Source organism: Siccirubricoccus deserti (genome assembly GCF_014283215.1).
GTDB classification, from domain to species: Bacteria; Pseudomonadota; Alphaproteobacteria; order Acetobacterales; family Acetobacteraceae; genus Siccirubricoccus; species Siccirubricoccus deserti.
The window spans coordinates 32302-54264 of record NZ_JACOMF010000033.1 but is presented as its reverse complement, the minus strand read 5'-3'; the positions used below and the strand labels follow the sequence as shown (position 1 = coordinate 54264).

The 21963-nt window shown below is 71.4% G+C and carries 15 protein-coding genes and 1 pseudogene; 12 read left to right on the top strand and 4 right to left on the bottom strand.

Annotated elements, in window-relative coordinates; genetic code table 11:
• The 8 genes and pseudogenes from H7965_RS20725 to H7965_RS20690 form a co-directional block, all read left to right on the top strand.
• A pseudogene (locus tag H7965_RS20725) lies at window positions 1–521 on the top strand (hypothetical protein); the annotation flags it as partial.
• 41 nt (window positions 522–562) lie between these two features.
• Window positions 563–3529: a virulence factor SrfB gene (locus H7965_RS20720; protein WP_186772485.1), complete on the top strand. Its 2967-nt coding sequence runs from the start codon at window positions 563–565 to the stop codon at window positions 3527–3529.
• Window positions 3526–6144 carry a virulence factor SrfC family protein gene (locus H7965_RS20715; protein WP_186772484.1) on the top strand — a complete coding sequence of 873 codons (2619 nt, stop codon included), beginning with the start codon at window positions 3526–3528 and terminating at the stop codon, window positions 6142–6144. Before H7965_RS20720 ends, H7965_RS20715 begins: the two co-directional genes overlap by 4 nt.
• Complete coding sequence (locus H7965_RS20710; RefSeq protein WP_186772483.1) at window positions 6141–7247, top strand: hypothetical protein; 1107 nt, start codon at window positions 6141–6143, stop codon at window positions 7245–7247. Before H7965_RS20715 ends, H7965_RS20710 begins: the two co-directional genes overlap by 4 nt.
• Complete coding sequence (locus tag H7965_RS20705; RefSeq protein WP_186772482.1) at window positions 7244–9232, top strand: vWA domain-containing protein; 1989 nt, start codon at window positions 7244–7246, stop codon at window positions 9230–9232. Before H7965_RS20710 ends, H7965_RS20705 begins: the two co-directional genes overlap by 4 nt.
• Before the next feature lie 32 nt (window positions 9233–9264).
• Window positions 9265–10014 carry an ABC transporter ATP-binding protein gene (locus H7965_RS20700; protein ID WP_186772481.1) on the top strand — a complete coding sequence of 250 codons (750 nt, stop codon included), beginning with the start codon at window positions 9265–9267 and terminating at the stop codon, window positions 10012–10014.
• Window positions 10014–11255, top strand: a complete 1242-nt coding sequence (locus H7965_RS20695) for an ABC transporter permease family protein (RefSeq protein WP_186772480.1) — start codon at window positions 10014–10016, stop codon at window positions 11253–11255. The genes H7965_RS20700 and H7965_RS20695 overlap by 1 nt, the downstream gene beginning before the upstream one ends.
• Window positions 11252–12838 carry a formylglycine-generating enzyme family protein gene (locus H7965_RS20690; RefSeq protein ID WP_186772479.1) on the top strand — a complete coding sequence of 529 codons (1587 nt, stop codon included), beginning with the start codon at window positions 11252–11254 and terminating at the stop codon, window positions 12836–12838. Before H7965_RS20695 ends, H7965_RS20690 begins: the two co-directional genes overlap by 4 nt.
• 36 nt (window positions 12839–12874) lie before the next feature.
• On the opposite strand, the gene H7965_RS20685 is transcribed toward H7965_RS20690, so the two are convergent.
• Genes H7965_RS20685 through H7965_RS20675 form a run of 3 tightly spaced genes read right to left on the bottom strand, consistent with a single transcriptional unit; the run spans window position 12875 to window position 17588 of the window.
• Window positions 12875–13930, bottom strand: coding sequence for a 2-oxoacid:ferredoxin oxidoreductase subunit beta (locus tag H7965_RS20685; RefSeq protein ID WP_186772478.1), 1056 nt, complete (start codon window positions 13928–13930; stop codon window positions 12875–12877).
• Window positions 13927–15759, bottom strand: a complete 1833-nt coding sequence (locus tag H7965_RS20680; RefSeq protein WP_229682528.1) for a 2-oxoacid:acceptor oxidoreductase subunit alpha — start codon at window positions 15757–15759, stop codon at window positions 13927–13929. Before H7965_RS20680 ends, H7965_RS20685 begins: the two co-directional genes overlap by 4 nt.
• A 26-nt stretch (window positions 15760–15785) precedes the next feature.
• A complete protein-coding gene (locus H7965_RS20675; RefSeq protein WP_186772477.1) occupies window positions 15786–17588 on the bottom strand; it encodes an FAD-dependent oxidoreductase in 1803 nt (600 codons plus the stop codon).
• A gap of 342 nt (window positions 17589–17930) precedes the next feature.
• On the opposite strand from H7965_RS20675, the gene H7965_RS20670 reads away from it, so the two are divergent.
• Window positions 17931–18911, top strand: coding sequence for a Bug family tripartite tricarboxylate transporter substrate binding protein (locus tag H7965_RS20670; RefSeq protein ID WP_186772476.1), 981 nt, complete (start codon window positions 17931–17933; stop codon window positions 18909–18911).
• A gap of 30 nt (window positions 18912–18941) precedes the next feature.
• Here H7965_RS20670 and H7965_RS20665 read toward each other — a convergent pair whose 3' ends face one another.
• Window positions 18942–19697: a 2-oxo acid dehydrogenase subunit E2 gene (locus tag H7965_RS20665; protein WP_186772475.1), complete on the bottom strand. Its 756-nt coding sequence runs from the start codon at window positions 19695–19697 to the stop codon at window positions 18942–18944.
• A gap of 115 nt (window positions 19698–19812) precedes the next feature.
• Here H7965_RS20665 and H7965_RS20660 point away from each other — a divergent pair, with 115 nt between their 5' ends.
• The 3 genes from H7965_RS20660 to murA all read left to right on the top strand — a co-directional run bounded on the left by H7965_RS20660 (window position 19813) and on the right by murA (window position 21962).
• Complete coding sequence (locus H7965_RS20660; protein WP_186772492.1) at window positions 19813–19989, top strand: hypothetical protein; 177 nt, start codon at window positions 19813–19815, stop codon at window positions 19987–19989.
• Window positions 19990–20139: 150 nt separating this feature from the next.
• On the top strand, window positions 20140–20694 hold the full coding sequence (gene dcd / locus H7965_RS20655) for a dCTP deaminase (RefSeq protein ID WP_186772474.1): 555 nt from the start codon (window positions 20140–20142) through the stop codon (window positions 20692–20694).
• Between the two features lie 8 nt (window positions 20695–20702).
• Window positions 20703–21962: a UDP-N-acetylglucosamine 1-carboxyvinyltransferase gene (murA, locus tag H7965_RS20650; RefSeq protein WP_186772473.1), complete on the top strand. Its 1260-nt coding sequence runs from the start codon at window positions 20703–20705 to the stop codon at window positions 21960–21962.
• The last annotated feature ends 1 nt before the right edge of the window (window position 21963 follow it).

Below are 21963 nucleotides of genomic sequence, written 5' to 3'. Positions count from 1 at the left end.
AGGGCGAGCTGGCGCGGCTGGAGGAGGAGCGCGGCCGCCGCCGCCTCGCCTGCCCGCTGCCGGTGGCGCCGCCCCCACCGCCGCCCGCGCCCCCCGAGCGCCGCGCCGAGGCACCGCCACCGCCGCCACAGCGCCGCGAACTGCCGCAGGAGCGCTGGGACCGCGGCGACCTCGCCATGCTGGAGGGCTGCTGGCGCAATACCGCCGAGATGACCACCATCGATTCCGCCACCCGCCAGCGCAACCCGCTGCGCTCCTGGCAGATGTGCTTCGACCGCAACGGCCGCGGCCGGCAGAGCCTGGTCTGGGTCGATGGCCAGCGCTGCGAGGGGCCTATCCAGGCCAGCTTCGATGGGCCCAGGATGCAGATCAGCGAGCCGCAGCGCTGCGAGGGCCGGCGGTGGCTCTACACGGGGCGGCAGGAGTGCGTCAGGATCAATGACAACGAGGCCGAATGCACCCGGACCCAGACCGATGGTCCGGGCGCCGGCGTGCGGTCGGTCGGGCGGTTCCGGCGATGACCGCGGGTGATGGGCGTGACCAGCGACCGGGGATCTGATGGATGGCGAAGCTGATCACCCTGATGCCGAACAGCGGCATCCATTTCTGGGACCTGGATTTCGACCTGGATGCGCTGCCGCGGCTCACCCGGCGTTTCTGGGAGGAGAAGGTCTCGGAAGTGCCGGACGAGACCGGCGAGATCCCGGTGGCGCTGCGCGAGCTGACCGTCGATGCCAATGGCGATTTCGTCGACCCGCTGTCCGGCCTCGCCCCGCCGGATGAGGAATGCTACGGCATCAACGTCAGCCGCGCGCTGGAGCCTTTCCTGGCGAAATGGGTGCCGCTGCCGGTCTTCGCCGTGCTGCAGCCGCGCGCCAACCGTCCGGATGAGGTCGATCGTGGCCCGAGCAATTGGGTGCGCGCGCGCGTTGCCGAACTGCCGCACGACCCGCGACGGACCGCGGCCCGCCCGGCCCGGCTGACCCTGGCCTTCGACACCGGGCTGCTGCCGCCCGACCCGGACCACCCGGATACCATCGTCGCGCCGAACGAGAAGACCGTGACGCGCGGCCAGGAACTCGCATTGGTGGCGGACAGCGAGCGCAATTCCTGGTTCATCAACGAGGAATGGGTCGCCGCCTGGCTGCTGGAGATGTTCCGCGAGTTCAAGCAGGCGCAGACCCGCGGCAGGGCGCTGCGGCGGGAGGACTTTCCCTTCTCCTGCGAGCACCAGGCCCGCTACATCACCTTCCTCGCCCTGCTCGACGAGCTGCGGGGCATCCCCCGCATCCGCTTCATCGACACCGTCTCGCCCAACCTCGACATCCGCCCGGTCGAGGTCGATCTGGTGCTCGACGTCGGCAACAGCCGCACCTGCGGCATATTGGTCGAGGAGCATCCGGGGCAGGGGATGAACCTCTCCGACAGCATGCCTCTGATCCTGCGCGACCTGTCGGAACCACACCGCAGCTACGCCCTGCCCTTCGAGAGCCGGGTCGAGTTCTGCCGCGCCAGCCTGGGACGCGACGCCATCTCCCGCCGCTCCGGCCGGCCCGGCGCCTTCGCCTGGCCATCGCCGGTGCGGGTCGGGCCGGAAGCGGTGCGGCTGGCCGGAGCGCGGCTGGGGAATGAAGGTGCCACCGGCCTGTCCTCGCCGAAGCGCTACCTCTGGGACAACCGCCGCGTCGCCCAGCCCTGGCACTACAACAGCCGCGGCGCCGGCGATTCCATCGACCCGCCGGTCAGCGGCATGTTCATGCGGCTGCTGACCGAGGATGGCGACGTGCGCAGCATGCGCAGCGCCGCCAGCCCGGCGACCCGGCCGCATTTCAGCCGCTCCGCCATGTTCTCGCTGCTGATCGCCGAGATCGTGCTGCAGGCGGTGGCGCAGGCCAATTCGCCGGGCGGCCGCCAGGAACGCCGCGACAGCGACGTGCCGCGGCGGCTGCGCTCCATCGTGCTGACCATGCCGCCGGGCATGCCGCTGGCCGAGCAGCGCATCCTCCGCACCCGCGCCCAGGCCGGGGTGCGGCTGGCCTGGGAGATGCTCGGCTGGAGCGTGAACAAGCAGCCGACCAATGCGCTGATGCGCGAGCCGCGGGTGGTCGCCGACCTCGACGAGGCGACGGCGACGCAGATCGTCTGGCTGCACAATGAGATCGCGGTGCGGATGGGCGGCGACGCCCAGGCGCTGTTTGACACCTTGCGCATCCCGCCGGGCCAGCCGCTGCGGGTCGCCAGCATCGACATCGGCGGCGGCACCACCGACCTGATGGTGGTGTCCTACAAGCTCGGCGAGGGCGATGCGGTGCTGCCGACGCAGGAGTTCCGCGAGAGCTTCAAGACCGCAGGCGACGATCTGCTGCGCCAGGTGCTGGCCGAGATCGTCGTGCCGGCGCTCTCCGCCTCGCTGAAATCAGCCGGTGTCGGCGACCCTGGGGCGCTGCTGCGCCGCGCCCTCGGCGGCGACCAGGGCGGGCAGAGCGAGCAGGAACGCCACCTGCGCCGGCAATTCGTCAGCCAGGTGCTGGAGCCGGCGGGGATCGAGGTGCTGAAGGCGCGCGAGCGCGTCCAGGGCCGCAGCACCGGCGTGCTGCTCCAGGCGAAGCTCGGCGAGCTGCTGCGCGATACCGGCTCCGGCCTCGATCGCGCCATCGCCTATATCGAGCGGCTGGCGCGGGAGGCCGGCGCCACCGCGGAATCGGTGCTGGCGGCCGAGTTGGTAGCGACGGTGCCGATGGTGGACCGGCTGGTGCGCGCCACATTCGGGCCGATCCTCGCCAATCTCTGCGAGGCGATCTGGCACCTCGGCTGCGACGTGCTGCTGCTGTCCGGGCGGCCGTCGCGGCTGACCGCGGTCGCCGACATCGTCACCGCGCGCATCCCGGTGCCGCCGCACCGAATCATCCGCATGCACCGCTACCAGGTGAGCGAGATGTACCCGTTCCGCGATGCCTCCAACCGCATCGAGGACCCGAAGACCACGGCCGCAGTCGGCGCCATGCTCAGCCTGCAGGCGGAAGCGCGGCTGCGCAGCTTCCACCTGCGCAGCCGCGACTTCGGAATGAAATCCACCGCCCGCTTCATCGGCCGGCTCGACCAGTCCGGCCAGTTGCGGGAGAACGCCGTGCTGCTGAGCGACATTGACCTCGATCAGGCCAAGGGCCGCGATATCGGCTTCACCACCGCGCTTGCCGCGGCCACCGTCATCGGCTTCCGCCAGCTGCCGATCGAGCGCTGGACGGCGCAGCCGCTCTATTCGCTGGAACTCGCGGATCCGGCGGCCGCCTCCCGCATGGCCTTGCCGCTGAAGGTCACGGTGCGGCGGCAGGACGACCTGCATGGCGGCGACGATACCGACCAGGACGGGCTGGTGCGGGAGATGTTCGCGGTGGAGGAGGTGGTGCAGGCGAATGGCGATCCCGCGCTCGGCGGCAACAGGGCGGTGGAGATGAAGCTGCAGACCATGGAGCGCGGCGAGGGCTACTGGCGGGATACCGGCAATCTTGAGCTGCGGGGTGGGCCATGAGCAACCCGCTGCTGGCGCGCGAGGCGGAGCGCGCCACCGAAATCGATCGGTTGGCGGTGGATAGCCTCGGCTGGGCGCAGAATGGCGCGCCGCAGGCGAACGAGAGCCTGCCGCGCGACCTGCGCCGGGATGCGCGCCGTGCCCGCGGGCTGCGCCAGGCGGCGCTGCGGCCGGTGGCCGTCGCGGTGTTCGGCGCATCCCAGGCGGGGAAATCCTACCTGGTGTCGCGGCTGGCGGCGCCGCTCGGCAAGCCGCTGACAGCGCTGATCGGCACCCAGAGGCTCGACTTCCTGAAGGACATCAATCCGCCGGGCGGCAATGAATCGACCGGCCTCGTCACTCGCTTCACCATCGCCCCGCCGCCGGCGCCGGCGGATGCGCCGATCGCGCTGCGGCTGCTGACTCAGACCGATGTGGTGAAGATCCTCGCCAACACCTATCTGGAGGATTTCGCCCTCGACGAAGAGGCGGTGCCGAAGCCGGAGGCGCTGCAGGAGTTCCTCGGCAAGCTGGAGACCGCCGCCGGGCCAGCGCCTTGCGATGGGCTCGACATCGACGGCATCGAGGATCTGCAGGACTATCTGCGCAACCATTTCCGTGACCGCACCCTGGTCGCCGCCCTGTCCAACGGCTTCTGGCAGCGCTTCGCCGAGGTGGTACCGCGGCTGCCGGCGGAGCGCCGGGCCGAGGCCTTCGCCCTGCTCTGGGGCCGCGACAGGACGCTGACCCGCGCCTGCGCCGATCTGCTTGGCGTGCTGAAGCGCCTCGGCTTCCCCGAGGATGTGCGGGCCGGCATAGATGCGGTGCAGCCGCGCGAGACCAGCATCGTCGATGTCCGCACCCTCTTCACCATGGGCGAGGCCTCGCCCGGAACGGTGGCGCTGCGCAACGCCGCGGGCGGCGCGCCTGTCGCGGTGGACCGCGCCCTGGCGACGGCGCTGATCACCGAGATCGTGGTGCCGCTGGCGGAGAAGCCCTGGGCCTTCTTCGACCATACCGATCTGCTGGACTTCCCCGGCGCCCGCGTCCGCGAGGAGATCCCGAACGCCGAGGCCTTCTTCGCCAAATCCGGCAATCTCGGCCGCGCCTTCCTGCGCGGCAAGGTCGCCTACCTGTTCCAGCGCTACAACGCCGAGCAGGAGATCAGCGCCATGCTGCTCTGCGTCGGGCCGCAGGTGCAGGAGGTCCAGACCCTGCCGAAGATGGTCGATGACTGGATCGGCCTGACCGCCGGCAAGACCCCGGCCGAACGCGCGGGCAAGCCTTCCAACCTGTTCTTCGTGCTGACGAAATTCGACGCGGAATTCGAGGAGAAGGGGGGCGAGGACATCGCCTCCGGCCATCGCTGGACGGCGCGCATGCAGGCCAGCATGACCGATTTCTTCGGCAAGGCCTATGAATGGCCGAATGAATGGACGCCGGGCCAGCCCTTCACCAACACCTTCTGGCTGCGCAACCCCTCGGTCGGCTTCGATGCGGTCTTCGACTACGAGCCGGACCCGGAGGGCGGCCGGCGGGAGGCCGGGGTGGCGCCGCGCGCCGCGCAGCGGGTTCAGGACCGCCGCGACGCCTACCTCGGGAACCCGCTGGTGCGGAAGCATTTCGCCGATCCGGCCAAGGCCTGGGATGAGGCGCTGCGACCGAACGACGGCGGCATCGGCCATCTGGCCGCGGCGCTGGCGCCGGTCTGCGACCCGCAGCTGAAGGCGCGGCAGCTCAAGGCCCGGGCTGTCACCCTGGTCAACAGCATGAGCGGGCGGCTGCGGCCTTTCTTCCGCGGCGGCGATGCCGAGCAGCGGGTGGAGGATGCGCGGCGCCGCGCCCGCATCCTTGGCCGCGGCCTGGCGCAATGCGCCCAGGCGCAGCTGCTCGGTCCTTTCCTGCGCAGCCTGATGGTCGATGCCGACAGCGTCGGCTCGGTCTATTGGCGGCTGCGTTCCGACGCCGCGACCGGGGTCACCCCGATCGGCGCCGTTGCCACCGCGGATGACTACAACGAGCTGCTGGGCGACCTGCTCGGCGATCCGCCGGAGGCCGAGGGCGCCGCCAGCGGTCCGCGCGACGTCTTCGAGCATTTCGCCAGCCTCGCGCTCGAGGATTGGGAGACGCGGATGCGTGCGCTCGGCGACGACGAGGCGGCGCTCGCCTATTTCGCGCTGCCGCGCGAACTGGTCTCGGAAGTCGCCGGAGAGCTGGCGCAAGGGGCCCGCCGGCTGAAGCTGCGCGACCGCATCGCCGGCACGCTCCGCACCCGGGCCAGCTTCCAGGCCCGCGCCGACGCCATGGAACAGAAGCAGGTGGCGATCGTCGAGGAGACGGTGAACGAGTTCGTCCACCGGCTCGGCTGGCCGGACATCGAGCCGGCGAAGCGGCCGCGCCTCGGTCGTGACGAGCGGCCGATCTTCCTCGCCCGGGTGCCGGACCCGGCGCCGCCGCCGCTGCCCGAGCAGCCCTCGCCCTATGACCGGCAGTTCAACGCCGACTGGATCACCGGCCTTGCCGGGCTGATGGAGGGCAATGCGCGCACCACCGATGGCGTCGACTACGACATCGTCGCCAATGCGCGGCTCGGCCAGATCCTGCAGGGGCTGGCGGCAACGCTGGATGCGGCATGAGCGAGGGCAGTGTCCGCCGCCACCCCGCGCGCGGGGCCGGCTATGCCGAGGTGCGCCTGCCCAACGCCGCGGCGGCGGTGGAGGACCCGCGCTTCCGGCTGTACTGGGAACCGCACCACAACCCCTACCTCGGCCCGCAGGGCTGGCAGGCGGCCGAGGCGACCTTGCACCCGGAGGAGGTGACGACCGAGGGCCGCGACCTGGTGATGACGCTCGGCCCAGAGATCTGCGAACACCTGGAAAGTGACACCTATGAGCTGATCCTGCCGGCATTCGGCGAGACCCGCTTCGTGGTGCCCTGGGTCGAGATTCCGCGCCGGCCGCGCCAGGGCCGCAAAACAGTGGTCGGCCGCGGCACGCCACAGCCACAGCCACAGCAGCAGCGCCCGGCGCTGCCGGCCGAGGAAGCGACGCTGCCGCCGACCCGGCCGCTGCCGCCGACCGAGCGCGAGCGGCTGGAGCCGGAACCGCCGGACCACCTGCCGCTGCGGGGTGAGCCGCCGGGTGGTGACCCGGTCGGCGGCGAGACGGAGAAGCCGAAGCCCAAGCCGCTCTGGCCCTGGCTGGCCGGGCTGCTGGTTCTGGCCATCGCCGCCGGCGCCGCCTGGTGGTTCACCCGGCCGGTGCCGGTCCCGGCGCCGGTGCAGCCCGCGGAGCAGGCCCCGCCGCCCGTGCCGCGCCCGCAACCCGCCACCAACACCGCCTGCCTCGGCGACCAGGGCATGCCGGCCGCGCAGCAGACCGCGCGCGACGTCGCCAGCCGCACCGCCTGCCAGCCGGCCGACTACCTGCCCATCGTTGCCGCCATGCGCGAGGCCGGCCGGCACGATGACGCGCTGTTGCTGCTGGAAGCCGCGGCGGAGCGCGGCGTCGCCCCGGCCATGGCGATGCTGGCGCGGCTCTACGACCCGAACGGCTTCCAGCCCGGCCAGCCCTTCAACGCGCCCGACCCGCGGCAGGCGGCGCGCTGGTACCGCGAGGCCGAACGCGCCGGGGAGGCCGGCGCCGCGGCACCCCGTGCCGCGCTCCGGGCGACGTTGCAGGCGCAGGCGGAGCAGGGCGATACTATGGCCCGCCTCACCCTGGAGGATTTCTGGCCGTGACGCCGCGCCGCCTGCTGCCGCTGCTGCTCGGCCTTTTACTGTTGCCGGGGCCGGCACCGGCGCAGCAGCGCGACCCTTGGCGGCAGCCGGGCCAGCCGGCCGCCCAGCCAGGCGGGCAGCCGGCGCGGGTACCGCTACTGGTGCCCAACAAGCGTAGCATCTACCTGCGCGTGCTGCTGCGCCCCGGCGCCACCCTGCATGCCAGCGCAGGAGTTGAGCCGGGCCGTCCTGGCCTCGGCTTCAGCGCCTTCTACGTCTATGCCCGTCAGGGCAGCGGGGCCGAGGCATGGTTGCAGATCGGTGCCGCCGCCGATGGCCGGACCGAGGGCTGGGTGCGCGCCGCCCAAACCCTCGACTGGAACCACGCGATGGTGGCGGCCTTCACCAACCCGGCCAATCGCGGCCGCGGGCTGTTCCTGGAAACCGAGGCCCAGGCCCGCGCCCTGCTGGCCCCGAACGGCGCCGCCGAGGCGCAGCGCCTGCGCAGCGAAGCCGCCGCCGGCCGCCCCGCCGCCGGGGTGGTAGCGCTGGAGCCGCCGAGTTTCGTCGACATCCGGCAGCAATTCTACCTGCTGCCGATCCTGAACGCGACGACGGTGGAGCGCGAGCTGGGCGGGCCGGTGCGGGTGCTGGAGGTTGCCTCCGCCCCGGCCGAGCGGCCGTCGGCGGCCCCGGCGCCGGATGCGCTGGCGCGGTTCCGCGCCGGGCTGGTCTTCGTGGTCGACACCACCATCTCCATGCAGCCCTACATCGACCGCACGCGGGAGGCCATGACCGGCATCGTCGGCCGGCTGCGGGAAACCGCGGTGCGCGATAATTTCCGCTTCGGCGTGGTTGGCTACCGCGACAGCAAGGATGCCACGCCGGCCGGCTACGAATACACCACCCGGGTCTTCGCCAAGCCCGATTTCGCCCAGCCGCCGGAAGCCGGGCTGGCTGCCATGCGCGACCTCACCGCCACCGCCACGGGCAATGAGGGGTTCGACGAGGACCCGGTTGCCGGCATCGCCACCGCGCTGGACGAGATCGACTGGGGGCCGCTTGGCGGCCGCTACCTGGTGCTGATCACCGATGCCGGCGGGCGGGATGCGGCGGACCCGCTCTCCTCCACCCGGCAGGGGATGGAGCAGATCGCGATCCGTGCGCGGGAACAGGGCGTGGCGGTGATGGTGGTGCACCTGCTGACCCCGGAAGGCCGCACCGCCGGCAACCATGCCCGCGCCCGGCGGCAATATGTCGCCCTCGGCAGCAACGGCAGCACCGGCGACACGCTGTACTTCCCAGTGGATGATGGCTCGCCGGAGCAGTTCCGCGGCACCATCTCGGCGCTGGTCGAGGGCGTGCTGCGGCAGGTCGCCGCCACCACCGGCCGGCCGATCGCCGAGCTCCGCGGCGCCGGCGGCGGCACCGCCCCCCCCCGCCAGGCGGAGCGGATCGAACGCCAGCTGCAGGTGCTGGCCGAGGCGATGCGCCTTGCCTACCTCGGTCGCGAGGAGCGTACCACCGCGCCCGACGTCATCCGTTCCTTCGTGCTGGACCGCGATCCGGCGCCGCCGGGCAATGCCGCCATCGATGTGCGGGTGCTGCTGACCCGCAACCAGCTGGAGGACCTGAACCGCACGCTGGAGGAGATCCTCCGCGCCGGCCGGGCGACGCGGCTGCAGCCGCGCGACTTCTTCAGCCAATTGCAGACGACGATGAGCCTGGCGGCGCGCGACCCCTCCCGCATCGCCATGGCCGGGGCGCTGGGCGGGCTGCTGGGCGAGTTCCTGGAGGGGCTGCCCTATGCCTCCGAGGTCATGGGCATGACCGAGCGGGAGTGGAATGCGATGAGCGCCGGCTCCCAGGCGCGGCTGCTCAACCAGATCGAGGCGAAGCTGCGGCTGTACCGGGATTTCAGCCGGTCCGAGGTCTGGACCACCCTCTCCGGCCGCCGCGATGCGGGGGAGCAGGTCTTCCCGGTGCCGCTCGACGCATTGCCGTGACCGCGCCGGATCGGCCGCGGCTCGACGCTGACTTGCCCGGGAGTGAGGAGCTGGCACGGCTGCTGGAGGTGCGCGGGCTGGAACGGCGGTTGGGCAGCGGTGCCGGCGGCTTCCGGATTACCGTGCCGGAGTTCACCCTCTCCGCCGGAGACCGGGTGGCGGTGGTCGGCCCCTCCGGTGCCGGCAAATCGACCTTCCTGGCGATCCTCGCCCTGGCGCTCCGGCCGGACCGGGCGGCGGCGCTGCTGCTGCGCCGTGGCCTGGGCGGGCCGCTGGTGGATGCCGGCCGGCTCTGGGGGCGCGGCGACGAAGCCGGGCTGGCGGCGCTGCGGGCCGGGGCGATTGGCTATGTGCCGCAGACCGCCGGGCTGCTGCCCTTCCTTACCCTCAGGCGGAACATTCAATTGACCCAGGAGCTGGCCGGGCGCCCGGACCCCGGGCTGGTCGAGGCCCTGGCGGCGCGGCTGGAGATCGGCGGCGCGCTGGACCGGCTTCCGGGCCAGGTCTCGGTTGGCCAGCGGCAGCGGGCGGCGGTGGCCCGTGCCCTGGCGCATCGCCCGGCGGTGGTGCTGGCCGATGAGCCCACCGCCTCGGTCCACCCCAGCCAGGCGGATGAGGTGCTGCGCCTGCTGCGCGACACCGCCGAGGCGGGGGCGGCGGTGCTGCTCTCGACCCATGACCTGCCGCGCGCCGCGGCCGCCGGGCTTGCCCTGCTCGGCTGCGTGCCGGAGGAGGGGACCGAGCCCGCCTCGGTGCTGCGGCCGCTGCCGGCGGCGGCGTGATGCGGCGGGACACTGCGGCGCGCGGGGCAGGGCAGGGCGGGCGCTGGCTGCTGCCGCTGCGGCTGGCGCTCGCCGACCTGCTCGGCGAAAGCCGCATGACCCTCTGCTCCGCTCTGGCCACTGCGGCCGTGCTGGCACCGCTGCTGGTGCTGGCCGGGCTGCGCGCCGGCGCGGTCGAGGGCATGCGCGCCGCGGTGCTGAAGGATCCTTTGGCGCGCGAGGTGATGTCGATCGCCAGCCGCGACTTCGACCATGCCTTCCTTGCCGCCCTGCGCGCCCGGCCGGAGGTTGAGCACCTCTCGCCCCGAACCCGCCAGCTCTCGGCCAGCTTGCTGCTGGAAACTCCGGACGGCGCCCGCCAGCTCTGGGCACCGGTGGTGCCCTCCGCCCCTGGCGACCCGCTGCTGCCGGAGGGGGCGCCGGCCGGGCCAGGGCAGGTGGTGCTGAGCACGCCACTCGCCGCCCGGCTCGGCCTGAAGGCCGGCGATGCGCTGGTCGGCCGGCTCGGCCGCGGCGAGCGGGAGCAGGCACCGCAGCGGCTGCAGGTGGCGCTGGCGGTACAGGCGGTGGCGCCGCTGGCCGCTGCCGACCGCGACGCCGTCTTCGCTGCCCCGGCGCTGGCCGATGCGCTGGAGGATTGGGCGGAATTCCGCACCGCAACGCCGGAGGCGGCAGGCGGCATCCCCAGCCCCGCGGCGCGTGAGGGCTATGCCGGCTTCCGCCTCTATGCCCGCCGGCTGGAAGACGTGCCGCCGCTGGTCACCGCGTTGCGGGCGCAGGGAGTCGAGACCCGCTCCCGCGCCCAGGATATTGCGCCGATGCTGGCGGTGGACCGGGCGCTGACGCGGCTGCTGCTGGCGGTGGCGGGGGTGTCGGGCCTCGGGCTGGTGCTGTCGCTCGGCGCCGGGCTCTGGGCCAATGTGGAGCGCAAGCGGGTGCTGCTGGCGGGGCTCAGGCTGATGGGCCTCGGCCGCGGCGGGGTCATGGCGGTGCCGGTGGCGCAGGCGGCGCTGATCGCTCTGGCCGGGGCGCTGGTGGCGGCGGCGCTGGCGCTTGCCGTGCAGGCGGGGATCAATGCCGGCTTCGGCGGCATCATCCTCGACCGGCCGCTGTCGGCGATCGATGCGGCCATCCTCGGCACCGGGACCGTGCTGGTGGTGGCGGCGGCGGTCGGCGCCTCGGCGTTGGCGGCCTGGCAGGCGGCGCGGATCGAACCCTATGAGGCGGTGAGGGGCGGATGAAGGCAGCAATCCTGGCGACCCTGCTGGCCGCGCTCGCGCCGCCGGCCCTGGCCCAGGTCCCTGCGGCCTGGGACACCACCCGCTGGAATCCGCAGCCGGCGGCGGATGATCTCGTCCTGCCGCTGCCCTGCGGCGGCAGCCTGGCGCTGCGGGAGGTGGCGGTGCCGGCGGGCAGTGGACCGCTCGACGACCGCCGCATCACCCTCGGCTCGCCGGAGCCGGATCAGGGGCCGAGCGAGTTCCAGCGCGGCAGCTTCATCGCCGGCGGCTTCCGCGGCAGCGGCCCGGCCCGGCGCTTCTGGCTCGGCAAATACGAGGTGACGCGGGACCAGTACGCCGCTGTCACCAGCGGGACCTGCCCGGCCGCCGCGCCGGAGGGACGCCGCCCGGTCGCCGATCTGTCCTGGTTCGAGGCGCTGGCCTTCACCGAGGCGCTCAACGTCTGGCTGCTGGCCAATGCCCGCGCCCGCCTGCCGACCGAGGATGGCGCCATCGGCTACCTGCGGCTTCCGACCGAGGATGAGTGGGAATATGCCGTGCGCGGCGGCGCCGCGGTGAGCGAGACGGAATTCCTCGCCCCGCTCTTTCCGATGCCGGACGGCGATGAGGAAGCCTATGTCATGGCCGGCAGCCGCCGCACCGGCAACCGCGCCCAGGCGATCGGGCAGTTGCAGCCCAACCCGCTCGGCCTGCACGACATGCTCGGCAATGTCGCGGAGATGGTGCTGGAGCCCTATCGGATGAACCGCGTCGGCCGGATGCATGGGCATGCCGGCGGGCGGGTGATCCGCGGTGGCTACTACAGCACGCCGATCGACGAGATCCGCAGCAGCCTGCGGGAGGAGATGCCGCCCTTCGACGCCTCCACCGGCCGGGCCACCCGTACCCCGCAGGTTGGCTTCCGCCTGGCGCTGAGCGTGACCGCGACCACCAGCCTGCCGCAGACCGAGGCGGTGCGCCGCGCCTTCGCCGCCGAGGCGAGTTCCCGCCAGGCGGATGTACAGCGTTCGGCCGAGGACCCCCAGGCGGCGCTGGCGCTGCTGCGGCGCAGCGTCTCCGATCCTGCCCAGCAGGCGGCGATCCGCCGGGTGGAGGCGCAGCTGGCGACCGATGCCCGGATGCGCGGCGAGCAGCAGCGGGAAGTGGTGCGGGCGCAGATCGAGACCCTGGCCTCGCTGGCCTTCTCCTCCCGCGAGGTGGAGTTCCGCGCCCAACTGGCCGACCGGCAACTGCAGCAGCCCGGCGCGCGGGAGGCGCTGGCGCAGCGCGGGCCGGATGAGGTGCGGCGGGTGGAGGCCGGTATCGCCGACCTGCGCCGCAACGGCACGGCGGTGCTGGACAGCTATGGCGCGACCTTGCGGCGCATCGCCGAGAACGCGCCCCGCAGCGTGGTGGTGGAACAATTAGCACTGGTGCGGCGGGACCTGCAGACGCGCAACCTGCCGCGGCTTGGCGCCTATCTCGACGTCATCGACAGGCACATCCGCGACAGCCAACTCGGCCGGGCGCCAGCCATGCCGGCGATCCGGGCCGACCTCGACCGCGCGGCGGAGGCGGCGGCGCGGAACTTCCGGCCGAGGTAGGTCCGAGAGGGGCAGCGCCCCTCCCGGGCCTGTGTCCTACCGCAGCGACGCGTTCAGCTTCTCCAGCGCCTTCCTGCCTGGCACCAGCGCCGCATCGTCCAGGCGGTTCAGCGGCGTCGCCACCGTCGCCAGGTTCTCATGCAGGTCCTGCGGATCGGGGTCGATGTAGAGCAGGCCGGTGACGATCTCGCCCGCCGCCTTGCGCTCATGCAGATGGTGCATGGCGCCGACGCGGTCGGTTGGGTCGTATTCGTCGTGCAGCTTGCGCAGCCGCAGCACCGAGCCATCGTGCTGCACCACGTCGCGCACCTCGCCGGGGGCGTATTCCGTGGTGATCGCCTCGCGCCCCAGGATGACGTCGAGGAAGTTCATCGCCTCATTGTGCTCGCGGACGAAATCGTAGCTCTTGGTCGAGCCTTCATGGTTGTTGAAGGCGACGCAGGGGCTGATGCAGTCGATGAAGGCCGGGCCATTGTGCCGCAGCGCGCCCTTGATCAGCGGCACCAGCTGGTCCTTGTCGCCCGAGAAGCTGCGGCCGACATAGGTGGCGCCAAGCTGCAGCGCGATGCCGATCAGGTCGATCGCCTCATCGGTGTTGACGACGCCCTTCTTCGCCTTCGAGCCCTTGTCCGAGGTGGCGGAGAACTGCCCCTTGGTCAGCCCGTACACGCCGTTGTTCTCGACGATGTAGGTCATGTTCACGGCGCGGCGGATGCTGTGGGCGAATTGCCCGAAGCCGATCGAGGCGCTGTCGCCATCGCCCGAGACGCCGAGATAGATAAGGTCGCGGTTGGCGAGGTTGGCCCCGGTCAGCACCGAGGGCATCCGGCCATGCACGGAATTGAACCCGTGGCTGGCGCCGAGGAAATAATCCGGCGTCTTCGAGGAGCAGCCGATGCCCGACATCTTGGCGACGCGATGCGGCTCGATATCCAGCTCGAAGCAGGCCTGGATGATGGCGGCGCTGATGCTGTCGTGACCGCAGCCGGCGCAGAGCGTGCTGATCGCCCCTTCATAGTCGCGCCTGGTGTAGCCCAGGGCGTTCACCGGCAGCTTCGGGTGGTGCAGCTTGGGTTTGGGGAGGAAGCTCATTCTGCGGCCGCTCCGGCGAAGGGGAGGACGTTGAGGGACGGCAGCTTCTCGGCGATCGCCGCGTGGATGAAGCGCGCGGTGATCGGCGTGCCGTCGTAGTGCAGCACCGGGACCAGCCGCGCCGGGGCGATGCCGCCTTCGTTCATCACCAGGGTGCGGAGCTGCGCGTCGCGGTTCTGCTCGACGATGAAGACCTTGTCATGCCGGGCGATGAACTCCATCACATCGTCATGGAAGGGGAAGGCGCGGATGCGCATGGCGTCGAGGTGGATGCCCTCCGCCTCCAGCGCCGCGAGCGCCTCCTTCATCGCCGCCGAGCTGCTGCCGTAGTAGAGCACGCCGGTGCGGGTCGGCTGGGAGGCCGGCCGTTCCACCGGCCGTGGCACCAGGGATTTCGCCGTCTCGAACTTCTTCAGCAGCCGCTGCATGTTGTCGACATAGGCGGCGCCGACCTCGGTGTATTTGGCGAAGCGGTCGCGCGAGGTGCCGCGGGTGAAGAAGGCGCCCTTGCTCGGGTGGGTGCCGGGATAGGTGCGATAGGGGATGCCGTCGCCGTCGACGTCCAGGTAGCGGCCGAAGGTCTTGCCGGACTCCAGCTCCGCCTCGGTCATCACCTTGCCGCGGTCCATCTGCCGCGCGTCGTCCCAGTCGAAGGGCTCGCAGAGCCAGTCATTCATGCCGATGTCGAGGTCGAGCAGCACGAAGACCGGCTGCTGCAGCCGGTCCGCCAGGTCGAAGGCATCGGCACCGAAGGTGAAGCATTCGTGCGGGTCCTCGGGGAACAGCACGATATGCTTGGTGTCGCCATGGCTGGCGTAGGCCGCGGCCAGCACGTCCGACTGCTGGGTGCGGGTCGGCATGCCGGTGGAAGGCCCGGCGCGCTGCACGTCGAAGATCACCGAGGGGATCTCGGCGAAATAGGACAGCCCGACGAACTCCTGCATGAGCGAGATGCCAGGGCCGGAGGTCGCGGTGAAGGCCCGGGCACCGTTCCAGGCGGCACCGATGACCATGCCGATGGAAGCCAGCTCATCCTCCGCCTGGACGATGGCGTAGCGCTTCTTGCCGGTCTCCGCATCGGTGCGGAAGCGGCGGGCGTAGCGTTCGAAGCCCTCGGCCAGGGAGGTGGAGGGGGTGATCGGATACCAGGCGCAGACCGTGGCCCCGCCATAGACCGCGCCGAGGCCTGCGGCGCTGTTTCCGTCCACGTAGATGCGCTCGCCGACCTTGTCGGCCCGCTCAAGCGTCAGGCCGATCGGGCATTGCAGGTTGGCCAGGGCCCACTCGCGCCCCATCATGAAGGCATCATGGTTCGGCTTGGCGAGCTTTTCCTTGCCCTTGTACTGCTCGCTCAGCAGTGTCTCGATCACCGCCGGCTCGATCTGCAGCAGCGCCGAGAGCGCGCCGACATACATGATGTTCTTCAGCAGCTGCCGTTGCCGCGCCTCGGTATAGGCGGCGTTGCACATCTGGGTCAGCGGGATGCCGATGACGTTGATGTCCTCGCGGAAGCGGGAATTCGGCATCGGCCGGGTGCTGTCGTACAGCAGGTATCCGCCGGGATCGATCTCGGCGATGTCGCGGTCCCAGGTCTGCGGGTTCATCGCCACCATCAGGTCGACGCCGCCGCGCCGCCCGAGATGGCCCGCGCCGCTCACCCGCACCTCGAACCAGGTCGGCAGCCCCTGGATATTGCTCGGGAAGATGTTGCGCGAGGCAATGGGGATGCCCATGCGCAGGATCGACTTGGCGAAGAGCTGGTTGGCGCTGGCCGAGCCGGAGCCGTTGACGTTGGCGAACTTGACCACAAAATCGTTGGTCGCGGTCACCGCCCCTGAAGCCATCGGGCCTGAAGTCACTGTGCCTGACATGCGTGCACCCTCTCGGCTTTGGGCTTCGCGGTTTCCAGGAAGAATTTTTGCATGTCCCATGCCCCGGTTGGGCAGCGCTCGGCGCACATGCCGCAATGCAGGCAGACATCCTCATCCTTGACCATGACCCGGCCGGTCTTAAGCCCGTCCTGGACATAGAGATCCTGGGTGAGGTTCAGCGCCGGCACCCGCAGCCGGTCGCGCAGCTCGGCCTCCTCGGCATCCGGGGTGAAGGTGATGCAATCCACCGGGCAGATGTCGACGCAGGCGTCGCATTCGATGCAGAGGCTGGTGGTGAACACCGTCTGCACGTCGCAGTTCAGGCAGCGCTGGGCTTCCTTGAACGCCAGCTCCCGATCGTAGCCGAGCTCGACCTCGGTCCTGATGTCGCGCAGCGCCACCTCGTGCTCGGCATGCGGCACCTTGAAGCGCAGGTCGAGCGAGACGCCGCTGTCGTAGCTCCATTCATGGATGCCCATCTTTTGGCTGGACATCACCACATCCGGCGGCGGGCGCCTGGTCACATCCTCGCCGCGGCAGAACAGGTCGATCGAGACCGCCGCCTCATGCCCATGCGCCACGGCCCAGATGATGTTCTTCGGGCCGAAGGCGGCGTCGCCGCCGAAGAAGACCTTCGGGATGCTGCTCTGGAAGGTCGCCTCGTTCAGCGCCGGCAGGCCCCAGCGGTCGAACTCCAGGCCGATGTCGCGCTCGATCCAGGGGAAGGAATTCTCCTGGCCGATCGCCACCAACACGTCGTCGGCCTCGATCACCACATCCGGCTCGCCGGAGGGGACCAGCTGGCGGCGGCCGCGGGCGTCGCGCTCGGCCTTCACCTTCTCGAACACCATGCCGGTCAGCTTGCCGTCCTGGTGCAGCACCTGCTTCGGCACCAGCCAGTTGAGGATGGGGATGCCCTCATGCATCGCATCCTCCTTCTCCCAGGGGCTGGCCTTCATCTCCTCGAAGCCGGAGCGGACCACCACCGTCACCGTCTCGCCGCCGAGGCGGCGGGCGGAGCGGCAGCAATCCATCGCGGTATTGCCGCCGCCGAGCACGATGACGCGGCGGCCGATGCTCTCGATATGGCCGAAGGAGACGGAGGAGAGCCAGTCGATGCCGATGTGGATGTTGGCCGCCGCCTCCTTGCGGCCCGGCACGTCGAGGTCGCGTCCGCGCGGCGCGCCGGAGCCGACGAAGACCGCGTCATACCCTTCCGCCAGCAGCGCCTTCAGGCTGTCGATCTGCTGGCCATAATGGGTGACGACGCCGCCGCGGTCGGTGATGTAGCCGACCTCCTCGTCGATCACGCTCTCGGGCAGGCGGAAGCGGGGGATCTGGCTGCGGATGAAGCCGCCGCCCTTGGCCGCGCCGTCGAAGACATGCACCTCGTAGCCCAAGGGAGCCAGGTCGCGCGCCACCGTCAGGCTGGCCGGGCCGGCGCCGACGCAGGCGATGCGCTTGCCGTTCCGGATTTCCGGAATTGGCGTGAGGCGGGCGCGGATGTCCTCCTTGTTGTCGGCGGCGACGCGCTTCAGCCGGCAGATCGCCACCGGCTCCTCCTCCACCCGGCCGCGCCGGCAGGCCGGCTCGCAGGGGCGGTCGCAGGTGCGGCCGAGTACGCCTGGAAAGACGTTTGAATGCCAGTTCACCATATAGGCGTCGCTGTAGCGACCAGTGGCAATCATGCGGATGTATTCGGGCACCGGCGTATGTGCCGGGCAGGCCCATTGGCAATCGACCACTTTGTGGAAGTAGTCAGGGTTGCTGATATCGGTGGGCTTCACGCTGCGGCGTCCCTCGATCGGGTTGCAGTCATTGTCTGGTGTTCGGAGGCTGGGCCACGGGTAGCAATGCGCCGCAGGGCGGCGGCACCCATCCGGGTGGTGTCCGGGGCTCGGCGGACCAGGCCCCCGGCAGCAGCGGGCTTGGCGTCCGCGACAGGCATCTCGTTCCTCCATTGGCCCAGCGGGCGCTGAACCTTGCCCCAAGCCCGGCAATGTCGCAACGGACCCACGCCATGGTGGAGTTTGTGTTGCGCCGCACAACAGGCTGGCGGGCTGGCGTTCCGCTCCTGGCCCATCCTAGATGTCGCGTCAACCAGGCAACGAACCGCCGGAGGATCATCCATGCTTACCCGCCGCCTTGCCCTGGCTGCGATCGCAGCCGGGCTTTCGCCGCGTCCCGGCCTCGCGCAGGCCGCCTGGCCCGACCGGCCGATCCGGGTGGTGCTGCCCTTCGCCGCCGGCGGCAACACCGATGTGATGGCCCGCTCGGTCGCCGAGCCGATGACCGCGCGGCTTGGCAAGCCGGTGGTGGTGGAAGCCCGCCCGGGCGGCGGCGGCACCATCGGCACCGAGGCGGTGGCCCGTGCCGCGCCGGATGGCTACACCGTGCTGCTCGGTTCGGGCGGCACCATGGTGGCCAATCCGGTGCTGCAGGCCCGGCTGCCCTATGATGCCGAGAAGGATTTTCGCCCGGTCGGGCTGATCGCCACCGTGCCGCTGGTGCTGGTGGCCGGGCCGCGCCAGTCCAGCGCCGATTGGGCGCAATTCCTCGCCGCGGCCAAGGCGAGGCCCGGCACCATCTCGCTGGCGACGCCGGGCAATGGCAGCGTGGCGCATCTGACGCTGGAACTGCTGCAGCATGCCGCCGGCATCCAGCTGACCCATGTGCCCTACCGTGGCGGCGGCGCGCTGGTGCCGGACCTGCTGGGCGGCACGGTGGATTGCTCGCTCCTGGAACTGACGACGGCGCTGCCGCTGCACCAATCCGGCCAGGCCCGCATCCTGGCGCTGGCGGCGCGGCAGCGCGTGCAGCCCCTGCCCGCGGTGCCGACCTTCACCGAGGCGGGGGTGCCGGGCTTCACCGCCCTCAGCTTCGGCGGGCTGATGCTGCCGGCCCGCACCCCCGATGCGGTGGCCGAGGCGCTGCGGGCGGCGCTGGTCGGGGCACTGGCCGAGCCTTCGGTGCAGGCCCGGCTTGCGGGGCTCGGGGCGACGGTCTCGACCGCCGAGGAGCAGACGCCGGCAGGCTTCGGCGCCTTCCTGGCGGCGGAGCGGGCCAAGGCGCGGCAAGCGGCGGCGCTGGCCGGGCTGAAGCCGGAATAGGCGTCGCCACCGAGCGCGCCTCGGGCGGTGTCACGCCGCCGCCCGGGTCGCCAGCGCCCGCAGTTCCGCCAGCAGCGGCCCGTGCAGCATCCGCTCCAGCGCCTGGATCGCCCGGGCGCCGGCCATGCCGTCCATGACCCGGTGGTCGAAGGAGAGATACACCTCCACCACCCCATCCGGTCCGATCGGGCCGTAGTTGAGGAAACACGGCCAGGGCGCCACCACCGAGGAGATCGCCACCCGCTCCGCCCCCAGCACCGAGACGCCGAAGCTGCCGTACCAGTTCGGCAGCTGCCGCCCGAGGTTGAGGCCGAGCCAGAACAGCCCCCGGCGGAGCGGCCAGGGCAGCCGCGCCAGCCGCAGCGCCCGGCAATTCTCGCGCAGGCTCTCGACCGGGGCGGTCTTCGCCTCCCGCACCCGGGCGGCGATCGCGGTCAGGCCGAGCCCGGCAGGGTCCTTGATGCGGAGGAAGAACAACGCCGGCTCGCCACCCCAGTCGCGCTCCACCACCACGCAGGCGACGCTGGTCGGCCATTCCACCAGCCGTGGCCAGGGCAGCTGGACATAACCGCGGCGGAGGATCGGCATCTCCTCGGCGGCCAGGGCGAAGGCGCGGGCGAAGATCGCTGACCAGGGGGGGCGTTCGTCGACCAAGCGCCGGGCGGCGACCAGCGGGCCGAGGGTGAGCCGGGCGGAGAGGGTCGCCCGCGGCACCCGGCGCGCGGCATAGGAGAATTCGGTCGCCAGCCGCCGTGGCAGCGACAGCGGGATGGACCGGCCTCTCATGCAATACCCTGCGGCATGGCAACGGAGATAGCGCCACCGGCGGGCTTGGCCGCATCACGGTTGCGCTGGCGTCGCGGTTGACGCGGCGCCCGGCCGGGCACAGCCTGTGGCCCCCATGCCCAAGCCCCCCACCACCCCAAAATCCGAGCGCGAGACCCGGCTGGCGCAGGCGCTGCGGGCCAATCTGCGGCGGCGGAAGGCGCAGGCGCGGGAGAGGGAGATGCCGCGGCAGGACAGCCAGGCGGTGGCGCCGGCCGGCGGGCCACCGGCACGGCGGCCCGGGACGGGCTGACCTTCCGCGCCGCGGCCAGCGGCCCGCGCAGGGCCGCCATGTCCCGGCGAACCACCTGCCCGGCCACGCCAAGGTTGCCCGGCCTCGGCCGCTGCGGTAATGGGGCGGCCCAGCCGGGGGAGGCCACCCCGCCACGCGAAAGCTGCCGCCATGTCGATCATGCCCGACCACTGGATCCGCCGAATGGCGGCCGATCATGGCATGATCGAACCCTTTGTCGAAAGCCAGCGTCGCGAGGGCACCATCAGCTTCGGCCTGTCCTCCTACGGCTACGACGCCCGGGTGGCCGATGAATTCAAGGTCTTCACCAACGTCGACAATGCCCTGGTCGATCCGAAGCATTTCGCCGAGGACAGCTTCGTCACCCGGCGCGGTGAAACCTGCATCGTCCCGCCCAACAGCTTCGTGCTGGCGCATACGGTGGAGTATTTCCGCATCCCGCGCGACATCCTGGTGATCTGCCTCGGCAAATCCACCTATGCCCGCTGCGGCCTGATCGTGAACGTCACCCCGCTGGAGCCGGAATGGGAAGGCCAGGTGACGATCGAGATCAGCAACACCACCCCGCTGCCGGCGCGCATCTATGCCAACGAAGGCATCTGCCAGTTCCTGTTCCTGCAGGGCGCCTCGGCGCCCGAGGTGAGCTACGCCGACCGGGCAGGCAAGTACATGCACCAGCGCGGCGTCGCGCTGCCGAAGCTGTAAGGGGCCGCATGGACCGCATCCGCATCCGTGGCGGCCGTCGGCTCTCCGGCAGCGTACCGATCTCCGGCGCCAAGAATGCCGTGCTGGCGCTGATGCCGGCGGCGCTGCTCGGTGGGCCGCTGACCCTGACCAACGTGCCCGACCTGGCCGATACCGCCACCATGGCGGCGCTGCTGGCGCAGCACGGGGTGGTGGTGGACCGTGACCGCACGGCCGGCCGCGTGAGCCTGAGCGGCGCGGCCGCCAGCCTCGAGGCGCCCTATGACATCGTCCGCAAGATGCGCGCCTCGGTGCTGGTGCTCGGGCCGCTGCTGGCGCGCTACGGCCAGGCGCGGGTCTCGCTGCCGGGCGGCTGCGCCATCGGCACAAGGCCCGTCGATCTGCATCTGAAAGGCCTGGAGGCGATGGGTGCCACCATCGACCTGGAAGGCGGCTACATCGAGGCCCGCGCCCCGGCCGGCGGCCTGCGCGGCGCCCGCATCCTGTTTCCCTCGGTCAGCGTCGGCGCCACCGAGAACCTGCTGCTGGCCGCCGTCCTGGCCAGGGGCGAGAGCGAGCTGGTCAATGCCGCCCGCGAGCCGGAGATCGAGGACCTCGCGCTCTGCCTGATGCGCATGGGCGCGCGGATCGAGGGCATCGGCACCGGCCGGCTGCATGTCCAGGGCGTCGATTCGCTGGCGGCGGCGACCCACCGGGTGCTGGCCGACCGGATCGAGGCCGGCACCTATGCCTGTGCCGCGGCGATCACCGGCGGCGAGCTGCTGCTGGAAGGCGCCCGGCTGGAGCACCTTGGCGCGGTCGCGCGGGTGCTGCGGGAGGCCGGGGTCGGGCTGGCCGAGGAACACAAGGGGCTGCGCGTCACCCGGTTGAACGGGCTGCATGGCGTCGATGTGCAGACCGAGACCTTCCCCGGCTTTGCTACCGACATGCAGGCGCAATTCATGGCGCTGATGAGCATCGCCGACGGCGCCAGCATGATCACCGAGACCATCTTCGAGAACCGCTTCATGCATGTTCCCGAGCTGATGCGCATGGGCGCCCGGATCAATTACCACGGCGCCTCGGCCATCGTCCGCGGCGTGCCGAAGCTGTCCGGCGCGCCGGTGATGGCGACCGACCTGCGCGCCTCGGTCTCGCTCATCCTGGCCGGCCTCGCCGCCGAGGGCGAGACCATCGTCAACCGCGTCTACCACCTCGACCGCGGCTATGAGCGGGTGGAGGCGAAACTCGCCGCCGTGGGCGCCGACATCGAACGGATACCGGGCTGAG